Here is a 22,244-nt window from a genome sequence, read left to right as displayed (position 1 = left end):
CACGCCTGACAGCAGCCGGTGAGCCGTTTGGTCTCAGACTGACGGGCCTCGCGAGGCCCGTCAATAGAACGCCGGCTCAAGGCGAACCTTGAGCCGGCGCAACCTAATTTGCTCAGTTTCCAGACATCGCCTTGAGGCTGGCGGCGTAGGCGTCGACATCGTCCTTGCCGATGATCTTGGTCGGGATGATGATCAGGCCATCGGCGGGAATGCCCGACTTATCGCCCTCGAGATAGGCAGCCATCAGCTTCATGCCCTGATATGCCCATTCGAAGGGCTGCTGCACGACGGTGGCGGCGACGGTGCCTTCCTTGACGCCGCCCAGCGTGATCGGATCGTCGTCGAAGCCGACGACGGTGATCTGGCCGAGCTTGCCGGCATCGCGCAGCGCTTCATAGATGCGCGGCGTGTTGTAGGAATAGAAGCCGACCATGCAGGTGACGTCGGGGCTGGCGACCAGCGCGTCCTCGACGTTCTTCTTGGCGCGAGCCTGATCGATGTCGTCGCCACGCACGTCGACCAATTCGATCTTGGTGCCCGCGAGACCGTCCTTCATGCCCTGGATACGTTCCTTGGCATTGTCGGCGCCGAGCAGGCCGACGAAGCCGAGGCACTTGCCGCCGTCAGGCATTGCCTTCTTGGCGATCTCTGCCGCCTGCTTGCCGGCATCGACATTGGAAGAGCCGATATAGGCGACACGCTTGGTCTGCGGTGCGTCGCTGTCGGTGGTGAACAACGCCGTTTCCGAGGCGATCTTGTTCAGCCCGTCGGTCGACGTCTTGGGATCGACGGCCGAGACCATGATCGCCTTCACGCCGGCCGTCACCAGATCGTCCATCAGGCGCTGCTGGATGGCGACCGAGGACTGCTCCGGATATTTGAGCTCCAGATTGTAATTGGGCAGTTCGCCTTGAGCCTTCTTGACGCCGGCTTCGGCCGCCTTCCAGAAATCGGAAGCGCCGTTGACGACGAAGGCCAGAGTCGGCTTGTCGTCGGCCCGCGCAATTGCGCTGGCGGAAAGGCCGAGCAGCAGGGCCGCAGCGGCGACGGACGCATTTCGTATCGCAGATTTCATATTCAACCTCCCATTTTGACTCAGTAATTTTCGCTGATGATGAACGTGCCGGCGCGGCTTGGACGCCCTCCTCCTCAAGGGTTTCCGGCAACGAAGAACGACGCCATTCCAGCCGCTATCGTCGACTTTAGAGACTCATTCGCCGTTCGTAAATAGTCCGATTTGTCTGACATTTCCCGGAGCGGCAGGCAAGCTTCGACTGACGGGAACCGTCCGATACCAGGCTGACTTGCGTTCCGAACATGCGCGGTCTGACGTCGTCCGGGCATGATGGATTGACGTTATAGGGATGCCAGATATTAGTAAAGAGTATTAGTTTGGTCGGGATTCTCGCCACAAACGAGAGAGGCCTCCCCAGTCGCAACCGTTTTGGATCGGGGACTAAATCGCCTAAGAGAGTCGATTATATCTATTAGTATCGCTTCGCCCTATAAATGCGAGATTCGCGGGACCAATGACATGAACGAACCACTGCGTGATCCCGTCCTTGAGGGTACCAGGCGGCGCAAGCTGTCCGGGAAAAACCCCAAGGGCCGCGTTACCATGACCGACATCGCAAGGGCGGCAGGCTGTTCGCAGGCGACGGTTTCGTTCGTGCTCAACAACACGCCGGGCATCAGGCTGTCGCAGCAAACCCGAGAGCGAGTGATTGAGACCGCACGAACGCTGGGCTATTCGCCGCCCGTGTTTTCTGCCTTGCGAGCCCCGGTTGCCGCATTCGACGGGCTGGATGGCGTGATCGGCTTCGCCGTCGACCAGTTGGCGACCAGCCCGGAGGCGGTCGTCGCCATTGAAGGGGCGCGGCAAGCCTCGTGGAACGCCGGCAATGTGCTTTTGGTGGCGCAGACCATGGGCGACGAGGTGATGGAGCCCCGCGCCATCGCGGCACTGACCAAGCGGGGCATTTCGGCGCTGATCTACATGACCATTTTCACCCGCGAGATCGTCGCGCCGGACTATCTCTACGGCCTCGACATTCCGGTCATCCTGCTCAACTGCTACACCGCCGACTATGCCTTCCCCGCCGTGGTGCCGAGCGAGATCGCCGGCGGCCAGAGCTCGACCCGGCACCTGATCAGCCATGGGCACAGACGTATCGCCACCATCACCGGCGAGCCCTGGATGCAAGCGGCGCAGGACCGCCTGAAGGGCTACCGCCGGGCGCTGGCGACGGCCGACATTCCGTTCGACCCGGCGCTGGTCGTCGAAGGCGACTGGTCGGCGAGCGCCGGCTATGCCGCGACCGTCAAGCTCTTGGCGCTGAAGGACCGGCCGACCGCGATCTTCTGCCAGAACGACCGCACCGCAATCGGCTGCTACGAGGCGCTGAAGGAGGCCGGCCTGCACATCCCCCGGGATATTTCGGTGATCGGTTATGACGACGAGGAGATCGCGCGGCATCTGTTCCCGCCGCTGACGACGTCGATCCTGCCGCATATGGCGATGGGACAATGGGCGATCGAGCAGCTCGAAGTCCCCGCTGCTCCCGGTCGTGGCCGCTATCCCATCACAAAGCTTGAATGCCCGCTGGTGGAGCGGGAGTCGGTTGGCGCTCTGGCGGGCTGAGGCGAGAGCGCCGGCGATCGACAATGGCACAGGCTTGACATCGGGCCCGGCATATACCCGATTGATTTCATGAGATTGCAAAGCTGCTATAATTTTCAGGACTTCCGCCGGCTGGCAAAACAGCGCCTGCCGGGTCCGATCTTCAATTATATCGATGGCGGCGCGGACGACGAGACGACGCTGCGGCGCAACACGGCGGCGTTCGAGGACTGCGATCTCGTCCCCAACGTCCTTGCCGGCGTTGGACAGATCGACATGTCGGTCACCGTCATGGGCCAGAAGCTGGCGATGCCGGTCTATTGTTCGCCGACGGCTCTCCAGCGGCTGTTTCACCATAGCGGCGAGCGCGCCGTCGCCGCGGCGGCGGAGAAGTTCGGCACGATGTTCGGCGTCTCGTCGCTCGGCACGATCAGCCTGGAGGAAGTCCGCAAGCACAGGACGCCGCAGGTCTATCAGTTCTATTTTCACAGGGATCGCGGCCTGAACCGCGCCATGATGGAGCGCGCCAAGACGTCCGGCGTCGAGGTGATGATGCTGACGGTCGACAGCGTCACCGGCGGAAACCGCGAGCGTGACCTGCGGACCGGCTTTTCCATCCCCTTTCGGCTTACGCTCGGCGGCATGATGCAGTTCGCGATCAAGCCGAGATGGGCTATCGACTATTTGACGCACGAAAAATTCAGCCTGCCGCAGTTGGACGGCCATATCGATCTCGGTGGCGGAGCGCTTTCCATCAGCCGCTATTTCACCGAGATCCTCGATCCATGGCTGGATTGGAAGGACGTCGAAGACATGGTCCGCTTCTGGAACGGCCAGTTTTGCCTGAAGGGGATCATGAGCGTCGCCGATGCCAGAAAGGCGGTAGACATCGGCTGCACCGGTATCGTTCTGTCAAATCATGGCGGCAGGCAGCTGGACGGCTCGCGCAGCCCCTTCGACCAGCTGTCGGAGATCGTTGACGCGGTGGGCGACAAGATAGACGTCATCATCGACAGCGGCGTCCAGCGCGGCACGCATGTGCTGAAAGCCCTGTCGTTGGGCGCCAAGGCCGTCGGCGTCGGGCGCTACTATCTCTTCCCGCTGGCAGCCGCCGGGCAGGCCGGCGTCGAACGGGCGCTCGGCCTGATGCGAACGGAGATCGAACGCGACATGCGGCTGATGGGATGCAGGTCGGTGGCAGAGCTTTCCAGGGGGAATGTGCGGTTTAGGTGATAGAGCCGGGAAGTGGCGCACGGCATAAGCTTTTCGAAGTGCGAAGCTATACCGACCTGCCGCTGCTGCTGCCGTCCGTTTCGAAGACAGCCTCGCCGGAAACAGCATCCGTATATCCGCCCTCAAGCTGCTGCAACGTATGCCGGAACCGATCAAGATTGCCCAGCATTTTGGGCCTGGCATCGACCATATGCTGAAAAGTGTCCCACTCTCCAATCGAGAAGAAGGCGCCATCTCCCGATTTGATGAGAGCCATTTTTCACAATCCCTCGAAATTGCGCGGAGCGCTGCCGAATAGTTCAACGAATTCGTCTTCACTACCCTGCTTGACCCGGAAGCGGACGCTGTTGAATGCCGTCATCTACGTTCCCCCGTGAAAGAACTGAAGAACCTCGAATTTGCGAAAGCCCTAAGGCACCTCAAACCCTTCGAACAGGTGTAGAGGAAAATCGGAAGGTTGGCTTCAGTCACCTCTGGCCGAAAGCTCCGTTTCTGGCGCTACTTTGCCAGGAAGAGGACGACGCTCGATCTCAATCGGAACGCCCTTCCGACCGGCAATGAAACGCACTGTTAACGCCGTTCGCGGGTGACAGGATGTTGGCCGCAGTTCGAAGGTATATTCTGCGTCTCGCTGTCAGTTGCGGAGGCGAAAATGAATTTGCTTCGGATTGCGCTCTTGTGCACGGCCATGATCGACCTTGGAATGCCGGCCGTTCGCGCTGAGGATCGGCCTGTGCCGCAGAACAATAAAGCCGCAACAGCGCAGCCGCCCGTTCATTGTGAGGGCCAAAATTGTCTCCCGCCGGCGAAAGATCCCGTGCAGGAATGCACTGGCCAGGATTGCACGCCAGGCCCGCCGACTGAACCGGGCCCGGAGATTAAGCAGGCCGACTGAGCAGCATTAGCTGACGATCCCCTTTTGGGCATGGATGGCGCTCAGCCCTCGCGACTTTCCGGCCACCGATAGTAGATTCTGTTACCAAAGTTCCCGGGGTAGGCATGAGTTTAATGGCGCGCCCGAAGAGATTCGAACTCCTGACCCCCAGATTCGTAGTCTGGTGCTCTATCCAGCTGAGCTACGGGCGCGCAACAGGCCATGCTTTGCATAGCCCCGCGATCCGATCCTGGCGACCGGCCGCGATGTGACGTGTTCCCTAGCGACTGAATTTACGAAAAGCAAGCCGATCCTGGCCAAAAGTTTTGCCGTCATGTTTTGCCGTCATGCGCCGGCCGGCGAACGCAAGATCGCGTCACGCGGCGGCCGAGCCAATAGGTCATCGTCTTGGATCAGTCATTTGCCAATCGGAACGGCCCGTAACGGAACACGCCGTTGCACGGCGGCCGAGCCGATGGCTCGTAGTCTCGGACCAACCATTTGCGAATTGAAACGGTCCGTAACGAAACGGTTCGTTACGCCGGGCGGCGCAGACCGTTGCGGGCCTGGTCGAGCCGGACCGGCTGGTCGGGAATGGTGACGGCGAATGTGGTGCGGCCGCCGATCGATTCGACCAGCTCCACCGTGCCGCCATGGGCGCGGATCAATTCATGGGCGATCGCCAGGCCAAGGCCGGTGCCGCCGCTGCGGGCCGAGCCGCGAAATGCCGCGAACAGGTTTTCTCGCGCCTTTGGCGGCAGGCCGGGGCCGGTGTCGGTGACGACGATGCGGCTGACGCTGCCGATGCGCTCGGCCGATATGGTCAAGCGGCGCACCACGGCGCTCTCCGTGTCGGCCGCCATCGCCTGCACGGCGTTGCGGCTAAGATTGGTGAGCACGCGGAACAGCTGGTCGGAATCGGCGTCGACCTCAAGCACCGGATCGACGGCGTTGACGAATTCGATGCCGCATTCGATGTCGAGCAGGCCCTGGACGTCCTCGACCAGCTGGCGCAGCCGCAGCCTGCGGCGCGACGGCGGCGGCTCCTGGGTGCGGCCATAGGCCAGCACGCCCTCCGAGTAGGACACCGCACGGTCGAGCGCGCGCAGCAGTTTTGGTGCGAAGGCCTGCACGGTCGGGTCCTTGACCTGGCGCAGGCGGTCCGACATCAGTTGCGCCGAGGCGAGGATGTTGCGCATGTCGTGGTTGATCTTCGACACGGCCAGGCCGAGATCGGCCAGATGCTTCTGCTCGGTCAGCATCTTCTGCAGCCGCTCCTGCATCTGCGACAGCTCGCGTTCGGCGACGCCGATCTCGTCGGCCCGGGCGGCGGGGTGAATGATCCGACCGGGATCGTCGGGCGCCTCGGAAAAGGACAGCATCGAGCGTGTCATCGTCCTGATCGGGCCGATCATGATCAGGTCTATCGCGGCGTAGACCAGCATGGCGGTGAACAGCGAGATCAGCAGCGAGACGAAGGCGACGTTGCGCGAATAGATCAGCATGGCATTGCGCAGGCGGTGGTCGGGCATGATCAGCTCGAATTCCTTGTCGCTGTCGCCGACCGGCCCGAAAACGCGCAGCATCCGCTTGCCGCCGAAAAACAGCGTGTCCAGCGCGCCGGTCATACCCTTGATCATGCCGACATTGGCGATATCGATATGCTCGTCGACCTGCGGCGGCATTTCGGCCACGACCAGAAGCCGCGAGACGCCGCCGTCGCGCACGGCGATCGCCTTGGCGCCGATCGCCATCAGTACGTCGTTCTGGGCGGCACGCGACAGCGAGGCAGGTTCGCCCTGCACCAGGACGATGGAAACCGCGGCGGCGGTGCTCAGCCTCTCCTTCAGCCAACTCAGCCTGTAGCTGGCGATCCAGGGCACGAAGATGAGGATTTCGGCCAAGAGCACGAAGACGATGGTGAGCAGCAGCAACTTGGTCGACAGGCCGCGCGCCAGCGGCACCCTGCGGGTGGCGGCCTTCGCCTGGGCGATGCTTTCGTCGGTTGGTGGGACTTCACTCATGCTCGTCGTCACGGCTGCCTGTCATCACGGCTGCTTGTCTTAGGGACTGCTCGTCTTCACGATCGCTTGATCGGGTGAGATTAGGCGATTGCGGCTTTTTTGCCAAATTCATCCTTGGTCGAAGCCGGACAAAGGGCCGCAAGACTTCGATGCCGGTCCGACAATGCCGGCCCGACACGCTGGATTGACTTCCAAAACCCTTCTTTCTATAAGCCCGCTCACGCTCGGGCCATTCGTCCCGGCGCGGTTTCGATCGCGCCAAAACCGGCCCGGCAAAGCTCCTGTTACAAAGTGACAGAATCAAGAAGGGCCGCACCCCGCGGTATTTAAACAAATGAAGCGTACTTACCAGCCGTCCAAACTCGTCCGCAAACGCAGGCACGGTTTCCGCGCCCGCATGGCCACCAAAGGTGGCCGCGGCGTCGTCGCAGCCCGCCGCAACCGCGGCCGCAAGCGTCTCAGCGCCTGAGCACCAAGCGAGAGACAAGATCGTTGCCCGCAACCGGCAAGCCAACGGGTGCCCATCCCAAGCGGCTTCTGAAGCGCGCGGAATTCCTGGCTGTCCGCCGCGGCGAAAAGCGCCGCGGGCGGCTTTTCCTCGTCGAGGTCCTGGGCCGCGGCGACAGCGAGGCGCCGCGCGTCGGCTACACCGTCACCAGGAAGGTCGGCAACGCCGTCGTTCGCAACCGCGTCCGGCGGCGGCTGAGAGAAGCCGTGCGCACGCATGCCGCGGATGACATGGCGCCGGGCAATGATTATGTCATCGTCGGGCGCGAAGACGTGCTTACCACTCCGTTCGGCCAGTTGAAGGCCGAACTCTCCCGCAGATTGCGTGGAACACGATAGGCCAAGGGCTTCGATGGAAAACAACCGCAACTTCTTCATCACCATCGCACTGTCGGTGCTGATCCTGGCGCTTTGGCAATATTTCTATGTGATGCCGCGCAGCGAGATGCAGCGCGAAGCCGCCCGCATCGAAGAGCAGCGCGTGGCGGAGCAGAAGAAGGCCGCCCAAGGCACCAGCCCGGGCGCCAGCGAAACACCGGTGCAGCCGGGCGCCATTCCGAACGCGCCTGGCGGCGAAGCCGTCACCGCGGCCGGCCGCGACCAGGCGATTGCCTCGACCAGCCGCGTCAAGATCGACACGCCGAGCCTCGAAGGCTCGATCAACCTCACCGGTGCGCGCCTCGACGACCTCCGGCTCAAGCACTACACGGAGACGGTCGACAAGACTTCGCCCGAGATCGCGTTGCTCAACCCGGCGTCCCTGCCGAACGGCTATTTCGCCGAGATCGGCTTTTCCGGCACGCCGGATGTGGGCAGGCTGCCCGGCCCTGACACGGTCTGGCAGACCGACGGCAATGCGACTCTGACGCCAGCGACGCCGGTCACGCTGACCTTCACCAATGACAAGGGCCTGACCTTCAAGCGCACCTTCTCTGTCGACAGCCAATATATGTTCACCGTGTCCGACACGGTCCAGAATGGGGGCTCGGCACCCGCGACGTTGTCGAACTATGGCCGCGTCACCCGTTTCGACAAGCCGGCTATCGCCAGCACTTATGTGCTGCACGAGGGCCTGATCGGTGTTACCGGCAGCGAAGGCCTACAAGAATACAAATACTCCAAGGTCGAATCGGAGAGAGAATTCAAGCCAGGCAAGTCGACCGACGGCTGGCTCGGCATCACCGATAAATACTGGGCGGTGACCCTGGTGCCGCCGAGCGGCCGCGAATTTCAGCCCAAATTCTCTTATTTCGAGTTCAAGAGCGGGCCCCATCCGCACAGCTACCAGTCCGATTTCCTGTCCGATCCGGTCACGATCGCTCCCGGGCAATCGACGACCGTGGAATCGGAGATATTCGCCGGCGCCAAGGAAGTTTCGACGATCAACGCCTATGAAAAGGACCGTCATATCCGCCAGTTCGACCTGCTGATCGACTGGGGCTGGTTCTATTTCATCACCAAGCCGATGTTCTGGCTGATCGACACGCTCTACAAATTCTTCGGCAATTTCGGCCTGGCGATCCTTGCCACCACCGTCATCGTCAAGGCGCTGTTCTTCCCGCTCGCCAACAAGTCCTATGCGTCGATGGCGAACATGAAGAAGGTGCAGCCCAAGATGCTCGAGATCCGCGAGAAATACGCGGACGACAAGATGAAGCAGCAGCAGGCGATGATGGAGCTCTACAAGACCGAGAAGATCAATCCGCTCGCCGGCTGCTGGCCGGTGGCATTGCAGATCCCGGTGTTCTTCTCGCTCTACAAGGTGCTCTACATCACCATCGAGATGCGGCACGCGCCGTTCTTCGGCTGGATCCAGGATCTGGCGGCGCCGGACCCGACATCGATTTTCAACCTGTTCGGGCTGATCCCCGTTACCTTGCCGCACATGCTGATGATCGGCGTCTGGCCGCTGATCATGGGCGTGACGATGTTCCTGCAGATGCGCATGAACCCGACGCCGCCGGACCCGACGCAGGCGGCGATCTTCACGTGGATGCCCGTGATCTTCACCTTCATGATGGCGGGTTTTCCGGCCGGCCTCGTCATCTACTGGGCCTGGAACAACACGCTGTCGATCCTGCAGCAGGGCGTGATCATGAAGCGGCAAGGCGCCAAGATCGAATTGTGGGACAATCTGGTCGCGCTGTTCCGTAAGAAACCGTCGCCGGCGGAATAGCCGGCACTCCGACGATGCGAGACCAAAAAGCCCCGGTTCGTCCGGGGCTTTTTGCACAAGCTGCCCGCCTGGATTAAGCGATTGGTACTGCCGGACGGATCGCGCTATTTTGACCTGGCTGGCAGTTGCCCGACGGAGCTCGATATGACCGGACCCAATCCATCGATCAAGCATCCGATCCCGTTGCACACGCGCGTCGGCTTTCTGAAGCCGCTGGTGACGGCGCCGAATATCGAGATCGGCGACTTCACCTATTATGACGACCCTGACGGACCCGACAAATTCGCCGAAAAATGCGTGCTGCATCATTATCCGTTCATCGGCGACAGGCTGATCATCGGCAAGTTCTGCGCCATTGCCGAAGGCGCGCGCTTCATCATGAACGGCGCCAATCACGCCATGTCCGGCTTTTCGACCTATCCGTTCAACATCTTTGGTCACGGCTGGGAGGAAGGCTTCGACCCGGCGACATGGTCGAAGGAGGTGCGTGGCGACACAATCGTCGGCAACGACGTCTGGATCGGCATGGAAGCGGTTATGCTGCCGGGCGTGAAGATCGGCGACGGCGCCATCGTCGCGGCAAAGTCGGTGGTGACGCACGATGTGCCGGCCTATGCGATCGTCGCCGGCAATCCGGCCAAAGTGGTGAAGATGCGCTTCGATGACAGGACCATCCGGCGGCTGCTGGCGCTGGCGTGGTGGCACTGGCCAGTGGAAAAGATCAGCCGCAATCTCGATGCTATTCGTGGCAGCAACATTTTTCTTCTGGAGGCGGCGGTTTGAACGCGTTGAACAAGACCACGATCGGCATCGAATTGTTCACGCGAGCCTGGATCTTCATCCGCGGCGTGCCGGCGATGAAATTCCTGCCGCCGGAGGGACCGCCCGAGATCGCCTTTGCCGGCCGCTCCAATGTCGGCAAATCGTCGCTGATCAACGCGCTGGTCAACCAGAAGGGGCTGGCGCGCACCTCCAACACACCGGGCAGGACGCAAGAGCTCAACTATTTCGTGCCTGGCGGATTTTCGGGAGAAGGCGCCGATCTGCCGCCGATGGCGCTGGTCGACATGCCAGGCTATGGCTACGCCACGGCACCGAAGGAAAAGGTCGACGAGTGGACGAAGCTCGTGTTCGACTATCTGAAGGGCCGGGTGACGCTGAAGCGCGTCTACGTGCTGATCGATGCCCGCCATGGCATCAAGGCCAAGGACGACGAGGTGCTGTCGCTGCTCGACAAGGCGGCGGTGTCGTATCAGATCGTGCTGACCAAGACCGACAAGATCAAGGCGGCGGGGGTACCGCGACTGGTCGAGGAAACGCTCCAGAAGATCAAGAAACGACCGGCGGCCTTCCCCTTCGTGCTCGCCACGTCGTCGGAAAAGAGCGAGGGTCTCGAGGAACTGCGTGCGGCGATCGTGCTCGCCGCCAATGGCGGATAGGCCACCGACCCTGGCAGCCTGTCAGGCGGGGCTGGAGGCCCGTTCCTGCTCTGCAAGCTGTTCGGTGCCGTAGGCCTTCAGGAACACATCGACGCCCGACCTGACGATGTGTTCGATCTCGGCCACACTTGGCGCCTTGGTGCGATAGGCGAAAATGCACTGGCGGAAAAGACCGGCCAGACACAGCTCGGTGAACTGATAGGCGGCAAGCTCGACGTCGTCGATCTTCAGCAGGCCGCGTTCGATAGCCATGTTGAGGAAAACGACGACCCTGTCATGGCCACGCTTCGGGCCGCGTTCGTAGAACCGGGCACCAAGCTCCGGGATGCGTTCCGACGCGCCGATCACCGTCCGCTGCGCCAGGATGACCCTCGCCGAAGTGATCTTCATGGACAGCACGATGCCGAACTTCACCAGCGTCTGGCGAAGGTCGCCGATCTGGTCGAGCACCTCATACATGTTCTTGAAAATCGTGCCGCGCTCTTCCTCGATCAGCGCTTCGAAGAGCTCTTCCTTGTTGGCGAAGTAGACATAGATGGTGCCCTTGGACACGCCGGCCTCGCGCGTAATGTCGTTCATCGACGCGGCTTCGAAGCCCTTTTCGATGAAGACACGGCGCGCACCGTCGATGATCTGGCTGCGCTTGACCGGGTCTTGACCCGCGGCCGGGCGGCCGCGCGGCAGGCTGTCCAGCAGATCGCACTGGTCCTTGCCAGCGCTGGGCAATGGGCCTGAATCAGGCAAAGGAGCGGCCTTGGGGGCTTCGGCCATAATGTCACACCTCGTAAAATAATTCGAACCATCCGGTTCGATTGCTCTTGATATGGTCCTCTTTAAGCGCTAAGTCAACGTCGAGATCGAACCGAACGGTTCAGTCTGACAAAATTCAGCGCCAGTTAATTTAGAGAGATATCATGTCCTCGAACGCGCCCACCAGTGCCGAAGTCCGCCCCTTCCCCAGTGCCAAGGTCCAGCCTGCGATCGAAGCGCCGGAAACCCCTCTCAAGCCCGCCGACGTCACCCCGCTGGCTCCCGCCAAGAAGAAGCGCTCGATGCGCTCGATGTTGTTGCCCATCATCGGCCTGGCCCTGCTGGGCGCCGGCGCCTGGTATGGCTATGATTACTGGACCAACGGGCGCTTCATGATCACGACTGACGATGCCTATGTCCAGGCCGACACCGCGTTCATCTCGCCAAAAATCTCGGGTTATGTCGATCAGGTCAAAGTGACCGAGAACCAGCAGGTGAAGGCCGGCGACCCGCTGCTGATCGTCGATGACGGTGACTACAAGATAGCCGTTGCTCAGGCCGAGGCGCAGATCGCCACGTTGAGCAAGACGCTCGACCGCATCGATGCCCAGACCGAGGCGGCGCGCGCCTCGCTCAAGCAGGCGCAGGCGCAGAAGACCGCCGACCAGGCCGCGGCCGATAATGCGAAGCGAGCTCAGGTTCGTGCCGCCCAGTTGCTCAAGACCCGCGTCGGTACCCAGGCCCAGTTGGACGATGCCCAGACGGCGGTCGAGCAAGCCAATGCCGCACTAGCCGGCGCCGACGCGCAGATCGCGGCGGCTCAGGCGAATATCGGCGTGCTCCAGGCGCAGCGGGCGGAATCGGCAAGCACGCTGGGCTCGCTGCAGCTTGCCCACGACAAGGCGGTGCGGGATCTGTCCTTCACCGTGCTGCGCGCACCCTATGACGGCGTGGTCGGCAACCGCTCGGTCGAGCAGGGCGACCTGATCAGCCCCGGACAGAAGCTCGCCGTCATCGTGCCAATGGACAAGCTCTACATCGTCGCCAACTTCAAGGAGACCCAGCTTGCCCGGCTGGTGCCTGGTGAAAAGGTCAGAGTGTCGGTCGACGCGATCGACGGTCAGGACATCGAGGGTACCGTGTCGTCGCTGGCCCCGGCTTCGGGAGCAGTGTTCTCGCTGCTGCCGCCGGAAAACGCCACAGGCAATTTCACCAAGGTGGTGCAGCGCGTTCCGGTTCGCATAGACGTGCCCGCGGATGTGTTGAAGACGGGCAAGCTGCGCGCCGGCCTGAGCGTCGTCGTCGCCGTCGACAGCCGCACCGCGCCTTCGGCATCGAAGTAAAGCGGAACCGGGAGCAAGGGTCATGGCGACCGCAACCCTAACTGCAGGATCGGCGCCGGCGCCAGCCATGCCGGTGCCGGTCGACCACATCTCGACGCGCCGCGTCATCGCCTTCCTGGCAATGGTGTTCGGCATGTTCATGGCCATCCTGGACATCCAGATCGTCTCGGCCTCGCTGGCCGAGATCCAGGCGGGCCTGAGCGCCAGTTCGGACGAGATTCCGTGGGTGCAGACGGCGTATCTGATTGCCGAGGTGGTGATGATCCCGCTGTCGGGCTTCCTCAGCCGGATGCTGTCGACGCGGGTGCTGTTCACTATCTCGGCGGCAGGTTTCACCGCGGCCAGCGCGCTGGCGGCGACCGCAACCAATATCGACCAGATGATCGTCTACCGCGCCGTGCAGGGCTTCATCGGCGGCGGCATGATCCCGAGCGTCTTTGCAGCCGCCTTCACCATCTTCCCGCCGTCGCGTCGCGCCATCGTCTCGCCGATGATCGGTCTGGTGGCGACGCTGGCGCCAACCATCGGCCCGACCGTCGGCGGCTATATCAGCCATGCCATGTCCTGGCACTGGCTGTTCCTGGTCAACGTCGTGCCCGGCATTCTGGTGACGACGGCCGCCTGGTCGCTGATCGACTTCGACAAACCCAATCTCAAGCTGTTCAGCAAGTTCGACTGGTGGGGGCTTGCCGGCATGGCCGCCTTCCTGGGCTGCATGGAATATGTGCTGGAGGAAGGTCCCAACAACGACTGGCTGCAGGATCAGGCGGTGTTCATCTGCGCCGTCATCATGACCTTCGGCGCGGTGCTGTTCTTCTGGCGCGTGTTCACCGCCGAGGAGCCGATTGTCGATCTGAGGGCTTTCAGCAATATCAATTTTGCCTTCGGCTCGTTGTTCTCCTTCGTCGTCGGCATCGGCCTCTACGGTCTGACCTATCTTTATCCGGTGTTCCTGGGGCGGATCCGCGGCTACGATTCGATGATGATCGGCGAGGCGCTGTTCGTCAGCGGCCTGGCCATGTTCTTCACTGCGCCCATCTCCGGCATCCTGTCGAACAAGATGGACCCGCGCATCATGATGATGATCGGCTTCTTCGGCTTCGCCACGGGGACCTGGTGGATGACCCATCTTACCGCCGACTGGGATTTCTATGAACTGCTTATCCCGCAGATCCTGCGCGGCTGCTCGATGATGCTTTGCATGGTGCCGATCAACAACATTGCGCTCGGAACCTTGCCGCCTGAGCGGCTGAAGAATGCGTCTGGCCTGTTCAACCTGACCCGCAATCTCGGCGGCGCCGTCGGCCTGGCAGTCATCAACACCGTGCTGATCGACCGCAATGCCTTCCACTACGCCAGGCTCTCCGAGCACGTGCAATGGGGAAGTGCCGCTGCGCAGCAGAAGCTGCAGAACATGACGCTCAACTTCGAGCAGACCGCCGGGCTCGACGCCTCCAAGGCGGCCATCTCCAAACTGTCAGGCATGGTCCAGCAGCAGGCGTCGCTGCTGTCGTTCATGGACGTATTCTTCATGCTGACGGTTTTGTTCGCGACGCTTGGGCTATTCACCCTGGTGATCCGCAAGCCAGCCGCTCAGGGCGGCGGTGGCGGAGGCCATTGAGGCGCGCTGGATCCCCCGCCTGGCGCCCTCGCGCATGACCCCGAAAAGCGATTTTCGGGGTCATGCGCAAAATCAACCATTACGAAGTCCTCTCGCGCTCCGACAAAGTCAGGGTCGCAGCCGTCCTCACGCCGTCGCCGGCTTGAAGGTCAAGGCAACGCCATTGATGCAGTGTCGCAACCCGGTCGGCGGCGGACCGTCGTCGAATACGTGGCCGAGATGGCCGCCGCAGCGGCGACAATGGACCTCCGTGCGGGTCATGCCCAAAGACCTGTCCACGGTCTTGCCGACGGAATTCGGGATTTCCTGCCAGAAGCTCGGCCAGCCTGTGCCGGAATCGAACTTGGTCTCTGACGAATAGACCGGCAGGCCGCAGCCGGCGCAAGCGAAGATGCCTTTGCGGTGCTCGTTGAGCAGCGGACTGGTGCCCGGGTATTCCGTGCCCTCCTTGCGCAGCACATTGAAGGCCGCGTCGGACAGGATGGCGCGCCACTCGGCTTCGGTCTTGGTAACCTCGAAAGTCTCAGCCGCGCGTGCATCCTGGGCTCCGCCCATGCGCAGCGCGGTGGCGCCTGCGACAACGCCAATGGCTGCCGCACCACTCAAAAGAAGCTCGCGACGGTTCATGGCCATTCCTCCTGTCATTGCTTGTGCCAAATTCGACCGCCACACGGAAATCAAAAGCCGGTGACGATCGCTGTCCTCAAAGCGGGACTCCGCGCCTATCCACATCTTGCGTGAACGGCGCGGAGCGTGCGCAGGGAGGCCCTTAGCGATATCTTCGCCGGCAGCGTGCGTTTGTTACATCTTCGGCAGGAGAACCTTGTCGACGACGTGGATGACGCCGTTGGACTGCTCGACATCGGCGATCGTCACATTGGCGACGTTGCCGTTCTCGTCGGTCACGGTGACCTTGCCGCCGTCGGCCTTGAGCGACAGTTCGCAACCACCGACCGTCTTCACCTTGTGGGTGCCGCCGTCGTTCTTGACCATCTTGGCGACGTCGGCGGCCATCGCTTTGGCGCCGATGACATGGCAAGTCAGGATCTTGACGAGCTTGTCCTTGTTTTCAGGCCTGAGCAGCGTCTCCACCGTGCCGGCTGGAAGTGCCGCAAAGGCCTCGTTGGTCGGCGCGAACACAGTGAAGGGGCCAGCGCTTTGCAGTGTATCGACCAGGCCGCCTGCCTTGACGGCAGCGACCAGCGTCGTGTGGTCCTTCGAGTTGACAGCATTTTCGACGATGTTTTTCTGGGCATACATGGCGGCGCCGCCGACCATCGGATTTTGAGCATAGGCAATGGTGGCGAGCGCGGAAATGGCGACCGTGCCGGCAAGCAAAAGGGTGGCGAATTTACGCATGATTTCAATCTCCTCTGGTTATCGTTCCCCTCATTTGGGAACGCAAGGAGATACGCGATAGAAATGCTGGAGTTTCGCCCTCTCCGCAAAAAAATATTTGCCGCTGCAATTTGCCTGGCTCGGATCGACAGCCGCCAACAAGCTTTTGCAGGCGTCTACATCGCGGGAGATAGATTTCAGGTCTGCTTCCAGAGATGAGAAGTGGTCAGATGCTCTTCAGATCGCCCGCTGCGACCACCGGTCCAGTCGGCGCGCCGGTCGGTGAACCGCCGGCAGGCTCAACGCTGACCGCAAGCACGGCGCCTTGCGCCAATTTCTCCTGGACGGCGGGCGGGATGGCCAAATGCGCGGTCGCACCGGCCGGGATGACGCCCATCGACACCGGCGCCTTCTTGCCTTCTATCATCCACAGTTCGAAGTCCTTGCCGGCGGCCCGCTCGCCGGAAACGTGAGAAAGACCGACCTCGTGACGGGCGGCATCGTAGACGACGAGATATTTGACGTCGCTGCCTTCGGCCGCCAGCGAGGCGACAAGCCGCGCCTGCGGCGGTTCGGTGGACGGGCGGAGGTAAGGCACGGCGATGTAGATCGCCAGCGCCGCAATGGCGGCGGCGGCAAGACCGCGCCAGAAGCCAAGGCTCGACCACAGGCCGGCGCGCGGCTCTGCAGCGAAAAGCCGGCGGTCCAATGCTTCCTTGACCCTGATCGGAGGCTCTGTCTCCGGATAGGCGGCGGCCATCGGCGAAAGATGCGCCTCCCAGGCATCGACAAGGCGCGCGAAGGCGGCGTCCGCATCGATGCGGCGCGACGCGATCTCGCGTTCATCGGCGGCCAGAACGCCAAGAACGTATTCGGCGGCGAACAGGTCGTCGCCCCCACGTTCCGGTCCATTGTCGTCAGCCAGCGTCATCTTTCCAGGCAACCTCTCAGTTTCAACAGGCTGCGCCGCAGCCAGGTCCGCATCGTGTTCAGCGGTACGCCATAGCGCTCCGCCAGTTCGGCATAGCTTTTGCCATCCAGATAGGCGCCCCGGACGGCCGCCGCCCGGTCCTTCTCCAATTCCTCGAGACAATGGTAGATGCGTTCGGACTCACCGCCCGCCACGGCCATGGCCTCCGGCCCCGGCGCCGGATCGGCCACGTCGAGCGCGGCATCGATATAGGCGGCAGGCTCTCGCCGCGCCCTGATCCGATCGATCGCATGATTGCGCGCAATGGCCACCAGCCAGGAGATCGGGCTCAGATCCGAAACGGCGAAACGGTCCGCCTTCGTCCATATCTTGACGAAGACCTCTTGAAGCGCCTCTTCTGCATCTCCCCGATCCTTCAATACACGAAGGCAGACGCCGAAAAGTTTCGCGCTGGTCTGCCGGTAGAGCAGATCGAACGCAGCCCGGTCCTTCATCGAAGTCCGGACAATCAGGTTGCTGATGTCCTGCGGCGTCATCCGCCGCCAAATTAGGCGATTGCAATGCATTTGCAACGACTGAAATGGTCTTGCGCACCGGCAGCGCCAGCGTCGATTGCCAATGAAATCGCCGCCCGCTAGCTTGCAATGAGCGGGAGGGCGACCATGTCGATCGAGCGGGTTCTGTGGGAGCATGACGCAACCGGCCAGGCCGCACTCGTGCACAAGGGAGAGATCACACCGCAAGATCTCGTCGATGCGGCGATCGCCCGGGCCGAGGCCACCCTGCCGGAGATCAACGCCATCGCCGAACCGCTTTTTGAGGCGGCGCGGGCGCGAGCGAAAACCGTCGACCACAAGCTGCCGCTTGCCGGAGTGCCCTTTGCGCTGAAGGACCTCGGCATCGCCATGAAAGGCGTGCCGACGCATGGCGGCAGCCGCATCCCAGCTTTCACCCCCGATTTCAGCTCGGTGATGACGGAACGCTATCTGGCCGCCGGCCTGATCCCTATCGCCACCAGCACCGCACCCGAACACGGGCTGAGGCTGGTGACCGAGTCGGTGGCTTACGGCGTCACCCGCAATCCATGGAACACCGCGCACACGACCGGCGGTTCCTCGGGCGGTGCGGCTGCGCTGGTCGCGGCCGGCGTCGTGCCGGTGGCGCATGCCTCGGATGGCGGCGGCTCGATCAGGGTGCCTGCCGCTTGCACCGGGCTGGTCGGGCTGAAAACCTCGCGCGGCCGCGTACCCTTGACGCCGCTCGTCACCGAAAGCTGGTACGGCTTCGTCGTCGACCATGCGTTGGCCCGCTCGGTGCGCGATACGGCCCTGCTGCTCGACCTGACCCACGGGCCCGACCCGCTGTCGCCCTACGCGGCACCCTCGCCGAACGGCAGTTTCACTGCGGCCGCCGGGCGCGATCCGGGCAAGCTCAAGCTCGCCTTCTATCGAAAATCGCCGCTCGGCTTGCCGATATCGGAAGAGACGTTGAAAGCTCTGGATGCGGCGATCGGGCTGGCGCGCGAAGGCGGACACAGCGTCGAGGAGATCGACCTGCCCTATATCGATCGCGATTTCATCGCCGATTTCGCCAGAACCGTCGCTGCGGCGGTGGCCGGCACGATGCGTGGCGAGGCGTTGCGCGTCGGCCGCTCCATCTCAGGCGACATCGAACGCGCCACGCGCGTGATGAGCCGGTTCGGTGAAATTCTCTCGGCCGGCGAAATCTATGCCGGCCTGCAGCGGCTGCACGCAACCTCGCGCCGGCTTATCACCGAAACCGCGCATTATGATGCAGTGCTGATGCCTGTCATCGCGCACCCGCCGCTCGCCTGCGGCACCATGGACCCGAAAGGCGCCGACGAATTCATCGAGAATGTTCTGGACAGACTGCGCCTCGCCGGCCTGCTGAAGTTCAAGCCGCTATTCGGCCAGCTGATGGACAAGAGCCTGTGGTTCACCCACTGGCCGGCGATCCAGAACGTCAGCGGGCAACCGTCGATCACGCTTCCGGTTTACGTCACCGATGCCGGCCTGCCGCTCGGCGTCCAGGCCGCCGGCCGCCCCGGCGACGAGGAAACGCTTTTGTCGTTCGCCGCGCAGATGGAAAGGATCTCGGGCTGGCTGGGCCGACGGGCGCCGCTGCAGCGGCCGGCATAGGCGGTGATTTGATCGATCGTGACAGCAAAGCCGTTTGCCCCCTCGTCCAATTCCCGCTAAGACGCCGCCGTTCATGCCAAGCTGGGAACCACGCCGATGACGGATATCGCCGCCACCGCCGAAATGCAGGCCGCGCTGCTTTCAAGGGCGCTGCCCTATATGCAGCGCTACGAGAACAAGACGGTCGTGGTGAAATATGGCGGCCACGCGATGGGCGACATCGCGCTCGGCAAGGCTTTCGCCCGCGACATCGCACTTTTGAAACAATCCGGCGTCAACCCGATCGTCGTGCATGGCGGCGGGCCGCAGATCGGCGCCATGCTCAGCAAGATGGGCATCGAATCCAAATTCGAGGGCGGCTTGCGCGTCACCGACCAGAAGACCGTCGAGATTGTCGAGATGGTGCTGGCCGGGTCGATCAACAAGGAGATCGTCGCGCTGATCAATGCCGAGGGCGAGTGGGCGATCGGCCTGTGCGGCAAGGACGGCAACATGGTGTTTGCCGAAAAGGCACGAAAGACCATGATCGATCCGGATTCCAACATCGAACGGGTGCTCGACCTGGGCTTCGTTGGTGAGCCTGTCGAGGTCGACCGCACATTGCTCGACCTCCTGGCGCGGTCCGAAATGATCCCGGTGCTGGCGCCGGTGGCGCCCGGCCGCGACGGCCATACCTACAACATCAACGCCGACACTTTTGCCGGCGCCATCGCCGGCGCCTGCCAGGCGACGCGCCTGCTGTTCCTTACCGACGTGCCCGGCGTGCTCGACAAGGACAAGAAGCTGATCGACGAGTTGACCGTGGCCGAGGCCAAGGCCCTGATCAAGGACGGCACTGTCTCGGGCGGCATGATCCCCAAAGTCGAGACCTGCATCGAGGCAATCGAGCGCGGCGTCGCAGGCGTCGTCATCCTCAACGGCAAGACGCCGCATGCGGTGCTGCTCGAGCTGTTCACCGAACACGGCGCCGGCACGCTGATCGTGCCGTGAGGCCGGGTGTCTGAGAGGCTCAAGCGTTTGGCGAAATAGCGGTCACGGACTTACGCGGCAGGCGTTCGACAACCATCGATTCCTCGTCCTCGTCTTGCGGCGCGCCCCAGAATTCGGCGAGCGTCGGGCCATTTTTGAGGCGGCGGTCGCGGACCAGAAAGCCCCAGACTTCGCGAAACCAGACGCGGCGGCCCATTCTGGTGTACCAGCGCATCGAATGTCGTTGCTCCGGATCCTTGTGGAACAGGATGCGCGCCAAGGCCTTGGGCCGCGACTGCACCGCCAGTTCGATCAGCTTGACGGCGAAGAACAGCATCCACGGCTTGAGGCGGGTCATCCGCAGGACCTGGTGCTTGTAGTCCCACAGGCGGGCGTCCAGCTGGATCACCTTGCGGTCCCTGGCAATCCTGAAGAACGGCGTCCAGCGATGCGGCGTCACATAGAGCGCCTGGATCTGGTCGGGGTCATAAGCGATCAGCTGGCGGAAGCCGCGCCAGAGGTCGCGCAAACTTTCGTCCTCGAAACCGGCCACCCAGGTCGCCATTGACAAGATACCGTTGAGGCGCAGCAGCCGTATCGCCTCGCGGTCGGACGAGGTGCTGCCGCCCTTGCGGATCAATGCAAGCGTCTGCTCGTCGGTATTTTCCATGCCAAGCAGCCAGCGGATGACGCCGGCCTGGCGATAGAGATGCAGGCTGTCGGCGTCGCGGACGATGTCATCGGCGCGGGTGGAGCCGACGATCAGCACCGGCACATTCTCGGCGATCATCGCATCGAGAAAGGCGCGCCAGGCTTTTTTGGACGACGTCGGGTTCTCGTCCGCAAGGTTGATCAGTTCGACGCCATGCTCGCGGTATAGCCAGGCAATCTCCCGCGCGAACTTCCCGGGGTCGCGGTGCCGCCAGCGCGTCCAGAAGCCGCGCTGGCCGCAATAGTTGCACAGATGCGGACAGCCTCGCGAGAACTGCATGACCACCGCGCGCTTGCCTCCCCAATAGCTGTAGCGACTGAAATCGATCAGTTCCCAGCCGATGCGGTAGTCGTCCAGGTTGGCGATCGTTCTTGCCGGCTTGGTGGCAAAGGGCTGGCGCAAATCGTCAGGAAAGGCGATGCCCGCCACATCCGACAGCGGCTTGCGTTTCTCCAGCGCTTCGGCAAGCGCCACTATGGTCGCCTCGCCCTCGCCACGACCGATGACATCGAAGGCATCCGTTTCGGCCAGTATGTCGCGCCAGTGATAGGTCGGAAACACGCCGCCATAAATCAGGATTGCCGCCGGATCGATGTGCTTGACCATGCCGGCGATCAGCAGGGCTGTCGGATGCGCAGACGTCGAGCCGGAATGGCCGATCAGAATGCAGTGGGGATGATCGCTCAACGCGTCCCGGACCAGCGTGGCAAGCGCCATCGGCCCGAATTCGGCGTCCACAAGCCGCACTTGATGTCCCGCGTCGATCAGCGGACCGCCCAGTGCCAGCAAACCGAGCGGCGGCAGATGGTCGTCCGGGACGCGGCTGCCGATAGCTGTATGTGGCGGATTGATCAGGACGATTTTCATGGCGGACCTTATGCAATGGCGGTCCGCATGTCGTAGTCGGCGATCTAGCTCTGGAGATTGGCTCGATTCAGCAGTTCGTGTGCAGCTTTTCCGCAGAAATGCCTATCGTCTGAGATGTGCAAGCGGGACATGGCCTGGCCCCTTGATGTTCTGCAGCACAAGCTGCGTGTGTACGTCGCGCACGCCTTCGAGCCGCATCAGCCGGTGCATGACGAAGGCATTGAGTTCGTCGACCGACGGCACCATGACATGCAGCAGGAAATCGTAGTCTCCAGTCATCGTCCAGCACGACGACACCTCGTCCATGCGCTGCACGGCGGCGATAAAGTTTTCGGGCGAGCCGTCGCTGTGGGTTACGAGGCGCACCTGGATGAACACCTCGACCATCAGACCGACGGCGCGGCGGCTGAGCACCGCAGCGAAGCCCTTTATGATGCCCGCCTGCTGAAGGGCGTCGAAGCGCCGCGCGCAAGGTGTCGTCGACAGGCCGATCTCCTGCGCCAATTCGGAGACCGGCTTGCGCCCGTCGCGCTGCAGGATGTCGAGCATCTTGATCTCGAATTCGTCAAACTGAGGCATTTTCACTCTCCCAAAGCTCGATCGTGCAGCCTTTTACCTCCAACCCTGCGTTTGAGCCACCATCAAAGCTGATTTGCCTCGCGCGATCCGGCTAGAATTTCC

General features: G+C 62.4%; 21 protein-coding genes and 1 tRNA gene. 11 read left to right on the top strand and 11 right to left on the bottom strand.

Translation table 11 applies throughout. The annotated features are described in order from the left end of the window. Positions 1 to 112: 112 nt before the first annotated feature. Positions 113 to 1,075, bottom strand: a complete 963-nt coding sequence (locus NKH41_RS09270) for a sugar-binding protein (RefSeq protein ID WP_352769650.1) — start codon at positions 1,073 to 1,075, stop codon at positions 113 to 115. Between the two features lie 543 nt (positions 1,076 to 1,618). Between NKH41_RS09270 and NKH41_RS09265 the strand changes: the two genes are divergently transcribed. Both NKH41_RS09265 and NKH41_RS09260 read left to right on the top strand, forming a co-directional pair. Next, the gene (locus NKH41_RS09265; RefSeq protein WP_352769797.1) at positions 1,619 to 2,641 is read left to right on the top strand and encodes a LacI family DNA-binding transcriptional regulator; all 1,023 of its coding nucleotides are present in this window, start codon (positions 1,619 to 1,621) and stop codon (positions 2,639 to 2,641) included. 69 nt (positions 2,642 to 2,710) lie between these two features. Continuing rightward, complete coding sequence (locus NKH41_RS09260; RefSeq protein WP_352769648.1) at positions 2,711 to 3,853, top strand: alpha-hydroxy acid oxidase; 1,143 nt, start codon at positions 2,711 to 2,713, stop codon at positions 3,851 to 3,853. Positions 3,854 to 3,899: 46 nt separating this feature from the next. Here NKH41_RS09260 and NKH41_RS09255 read toward each other — a convergent pair whose 3' ends face one another. The 3 genes from NKH41_RS09255 to NKH41_RS09245 form a co-directional block, all read right to left on the bottom strand. Next, entirely contained in the window at positions 3,900 to 4,109 is a 210-nt protein-coding gene (locus NKH41_RS09255; protein ID WP_352769645.1) for a hypothetical protein, read from the bottom strand. 753 nt (positions 4,110 to 4,862) lie between these two features. After that, positions 4,863 to 4,939: transfer RNA gene (locus NKH41_RS09250), tRNA-Arg, on the bottom strand. A gap of 324 nt (positions 4,940 to 5,263) precedes the next feature. Then, complete coding sequence (locus NKH41_RS09245) at positions 5,264 to 6,751, bottom strand: ATP-binding protein (protein ID WP_352769643.1); 1,488 nt, start codon at positions 6,749 to 6,751, stop codon at positions 5,264 to 5,266. A gap of 334 nt (positions 6,752 to 7,085) precedes the next feature. Here NKH41_RS09245 and rpmH point away from each other — a divergent pair, with 334 nt between their 5' ends. The 5 genes from rpmH to yihA all read left to right on the top strand — a co-directional run bounded on the left by rpmH (position 7,086) and on the right by yihA (position 10,873). Further along, a complete protein-coding gene (gene rpmH, locus NKH41_RS09240; RefSeq protein ID WP_008833937.1) occupies positions 7,086 to 7,220 on the top strand; it encodes a 50S ribosomal protein L34 in 135 nt (44 codons plus the stop codon). Positions 7,221 to 7,243: 23 nt separating this feature from the next. Beyond that, a complete protein-coding gene (gene rnpA, locus NKH41_RS09235) occupies positions 7,244 to 7,597 on the top strand; it encodes a ribonuclease P protein component (RefSeq protein ID WP_352769640.1) in 354 nt (117 codons plus the stop codon). A 13-nt stretch (positions 7,598 to 7,610) separates the two neighbouring features. Beyond that, positions 7,611 to 9,434: a membrane protein insertase YidC gene (gene yidC, locus NKH41_RS09230; protein WP_352539959.1), complete on the top strand. Its 1,824-nt coding sequence runs from the start codon at positions 7,611 to 7,613 to the stop codon at positions 9,432 to 9,434. Between the two features lie 144 nt (positions 9,435 to 9,578). After that, positions 9,579 to 10,217, top strand: coding sequence for a CatB-related O-acetyltransferase (locus tag NKH41_RS09225; protein WP_023677492.1), 639 nt, complete (start codon positions 9,579 to 9,581; stop codon positions 10,215 to 10,217). After that, positions 10,214 to 10,873, top strand: a complete 660-nt coding sequence (gene yihA, locus NKH41_RS09220) for a ribosome biogenesis GTP-binding protein YihA/YsxC (RefSeq protein WP_352472343.1) — start codon at positions 10,214 to 10,216, stop codon at positions 10,871 to 10,873. The genes NKH41_RS09225 and yihA overlap by 4 nt, the downstream gene beginning before the upstream one ends. Before the next feature lie 21 nt (positions 10,874 to 10,894). On the opposite strand, the gene NKH41_RS09215 is transcribed toward yihA, so the two are convergent. After that, complete coding sequence (locus tag NKH41_RS09215; protein ID WP_352539958.1) at positions 10,895 to 11,644, bottom strand: TetR/AcrR family transcriptional regulator; 750 nt, start codon at positions 11,642 to 11,644, stop codon at positions 10,895 to 10,897. A gap of 143 nt (positions 11,645 to 11,787) precedes the next feature. Between NKH41_RS09215 and NKH41_RS09210 the strand changes: the two genes are divergently transcribed. After that, positions 11,788 to 12,966 (top strand): HlyD family secretion protein, encoded by a 1,179-nt coding sequence (locus NKH41_RS09210; RefSeq protein ID WP_352769635.1) that lies wholly within the window; start codon positions 11,788 to 11,790, stop codon positions 12,964 to 12,966. 67 nt (positions 12,967 to 13,033) lie between these two features. Next, positions 13,034 to 14,587: a DHA2 family efflux MFS transporter permease subunit gene (locus tag NKH41_RS09205; RefSeq protein ID WP_245274730.1), complete on the top strand. Its 1,554-nt coding sequence runs from the start codon at positions 13,034 to 13,036 to the stop codon at positions 14,585 to 14,587. 126 nt (positions 14,588 to 14,713) lie between these two features. Here the strand turns inward: NKH41_RS09205 and msrB are convergent, their stop codons facing one another. The 4 genes from msrB to NKH41_RS09185 all read right to left on the bottom strand — a co-directional run bounded on the left by msrB (position 14,714) and on the right by NKH41_RS09185 (position 17,392). Continuing rightward, on the bottom strand, positions 14,714 to 15,214 hold the full coding sequence (gene msrB, locus NKH41_RS09200) for a peptide-methionine (R)-S-oxide reductase MsrB (RefSeq protein WP_023677487.1): 501 nt from the start codon (positions 15,212 to 15,214) through the stop codon (positions 14,714 to 14,716). A gap of 174 nt (positions 15,215 to 15,388) precedes the next feature. Continuing rightward, complete coding sequence (locus tag NKH41_RS09195; RefSeq protein ID WP_023677486.1) at positions 15,389 to 15,946, bottom strand: fasciclin domain-containing protein; 558 nt, start codon at positions 15,944 to 15,946, stop codon at positions 15,389 to 15,391. Positions 15,947 to 16,151: 205 nt separating this feature from the next. Beyond that, on the bottom strand, positions 16,152 to 16,856 hold the full coding sequence (locus NKH41_RS09190; RefSeq protein ID WP_352769632.1) for an anti-sigma factor: 705 nt from the start codon (positions 16,854 to 16,856) through the stop codon (positions 16,152 to 16,154). After that, the gene (locus NKH41_RS09185) at positions 16,853 to 17,392 is read right to left on the bottom strand and encodes a sigma-70 family RNA polymerase sigma factor (protein ID WP_352769629.1); all 540 of its coding nucleotides are present in this window, start codon (positions 17,390 to 17,392) and stop codon (positions 16,853 to 16,855) included. The genes NKH41_RS09190 and NKH41_RS09185 overlap by 4 nt, the downstream gene beginning before the upstream one ends. 126 nt (positions 17,393 to 17,518) lie before the next feature. Between NKH41_RS09185 and NKH41_RS09180 the strand changes: the two genes are divergently transcribed. Then, positions 17,519 to 19,015 (top strand): amidase, encoded by a 1,497-nt coding sequence (locus NKH41_RS09180; protein WP_352769626.1) that lies wholly within the window; start codon positions 17,519 to 17,521, stop codon positions 19,013 to 19,015. A 96-nt stretch (positions 19,016 to 19,111) separates the two neighbouring features. Then, the gene (gene argB, locus NKH41_RS09175) at positions 19,112 to 20,005 is read left to right on the top strand and encodes an acetylglutamate kinase (RefSeq protein ID WP_352769623.1); all 894 of its coding nucleotides are present in this window, start codon (positions 19,112 to 19,114) and stop codon (positions 20,003 to 20,005) included. A gap of 19 nt (positions 20,006 to 20,024) precedes the next feature. On the opposite strand, the gene bchE is transcribed toward argB, so the two are convergent. Then, the gene (gene bchE / locus NKH41_RS09170) at positions 20,025 to 21,563 is read right to left on the bottom strand and encodes a magnesium-protoporphyrin IX monomethyl ester anaerobic oxidative cyclase (protein ID WP_352769620.1); all 1,539 of its coding nucleotides are present in this window, start codon (positions 21,561 to 21,563) and stop codon (positions 20,025 to 20,027) included. Between the two features lie 102 nt (positions 21,564 to 21,665). Further along, positions 21,666 to 22,142 (bottom strand): Lrp/AsnC family transcriptional regulator, encoded by a 477-nt coding sequence (locus NKH41_RS09165; RefSeq protein ID WP_352769617.1) that lies wholly within the window; start codon positions 22,140 to 22,142, stop codon positions 21,666 to 21,668. Between the last annotated feature and the right edge of the window lie 102 nt (positions 22,143 to 22,244).

The organism is Mesorhizobium sp. M1169, assembly GCF_040318345.1.
Lineage (GTDB): Bacteria > Pseudomonadota > Alphaproteobacteria > Rhizobiales > Rhizobiaceae > Mesorhizobium.
Note: the sequence above shows the minus strand (reverse complement) of the source record. Positions and strands in the feature narration are given on the sequence as shown.